The sequence below is a fragment of the Salipaludibacillus sp. CUR1 genome (genome assembly GCF_021028955.1).
In the GTDB taxonomy this organism is placed as follows: Bacteria; Bacillota; Bacilli; order Bacillales; family Salisediminibacteriaceae; genus Salipaludibacillus.
Genome location: NZ_JAIWPE010000076.1, coordinates 1 through 1,401, shown reverse-complemented (window position 1 = coordinate 1,401; position 1,401 = coordinate 1). Strand labels below are relative to the sequence as shown.

Annotated in this window: 1 protein-coding gene; it reads right to left on the bottom strand. The window is 43.2% G+C overall.

Translation table 11 applies throughout. The features are described 5' to 3' along the window. Positions 1 to 64 precede the first annotated feature (64 nt). Positions 65 to 1,258 (bottom strand): ISL3 family transposase, encoded by a 1,194-nt coding sequence (locus K8O68_RS15400; protein ID WP_230897746.1) that lies wholly within the window; start codon positions 1,256 to 1,258, stop codon positions 65 to 67. Positions 1,259 to 1,401 lie beyond the last annotated feature (143 nt).

Below are 1,401 nucleotides of genomic sequence, written 5' to 3'. Positions count from 1 at the left end.
GGTTCTCTGTCAATTGTTGTGGTGTAGAATTTTCCAATTCTACTCTCTTTAGAACCCATGCGGGTTAACCCGCATGGGTTCTAACCACTTGCCTCCACAGTATTTTCTTACGTAGTCTCGAGAAGCTTTTTATTCCGTAAGACATACGCTTGATTACTTTTGTCGTGTTGTTTACCCCTTCGATAAAGCCATTATTGTAAGGATACATGAAAGAGTGAAGGATCTCTGTTTTCCAGCGCTTGAAGGTTTTTACGACATTTTTAAAAGCCTCAACCCCTGACTCATCGACTAAAGAAAACCACTTTTCTAATCCCGCCTTTGCATTATCCTTATCACTGGTTTTAAACCATTTATCCAGTTCATTTTTCAATTCGTAGGCTTTGCGCAGCTCCGGATGCTTGCCCAGGATTTCTTCCACTCGTTCTTTTCCCTTTTCATTCAAACGGGAAGGGGACTTCCACAAGACCTCTTTATGCCTTTTCAAGCGAATACGATACTCTTGATACAGTTCCTGTTGGATTTCCCTCCGGACTTTATCAAAAGCCCAGTAGGCCTGGCGCATGAAATGAAACCGGTCGGCGATGATTAACGGATTTCCCAGTTGCCTGCGGAGAGCCTCTTTAAACGCTTTAGAGAGATCAATCACGACAATTCGGACATTTCCTGTATCACACTGTTTAAAATATGTCTCAATGGTTTCAGCACGACGGTCCGGCAGCACATCAATGATTTCTCGTCTTTCCACATCCACTATGATGGTTTGGAACCTCTCATTTCCCGCATCTCCTTTGAACTCATCAATCGCTATCGCCCGGGGAAGTACTTTCCTTACCGGGATATGCCTCTGATCAAGCATCCGGAGTGTTCGGTTGGTACTCAAACCAAGAAGACTACCTGCGTGAGTAAAAGACATTTCTGAACTCAGAGAAAGAACCTCTTGGGATAACATCACTGTGTGACGTTGATAACGCTCCATAAAAGAAAGCTTCTCAAAAAAGGTACGAGAACAAGTTGTACATATATATCGACGCTTCCTTAAATGAAGTTCCACCTTTTTACCGGCTATAGGTGCTCCCTGAATACATTGCCACCGATAACCATGGATCCGTTTTGTCTTCTCTTTACACTTAGGACACGTTTGTTTACGTACTTTTGTGTGAAGTTGAAACCAAAAGCTTTTCTCTTTTTCACCAGTGTCGAATACCTCTACATGGTCGTCTTTAATCCCTAGAAATCTTGTGATAGAATGAAACCGCACCTAAATTCTCTCCCTTGTTGTTTTGTGTGTGGTAACTCAAGGTTAACAAAGAGAGAGAATTAGGTGCATTTTTTGTGCCTGTGTCTCCAAGGGGCTCCGCCCCTTGGAGACACAGGACGCACCACAACATTCAGTATAGAGCC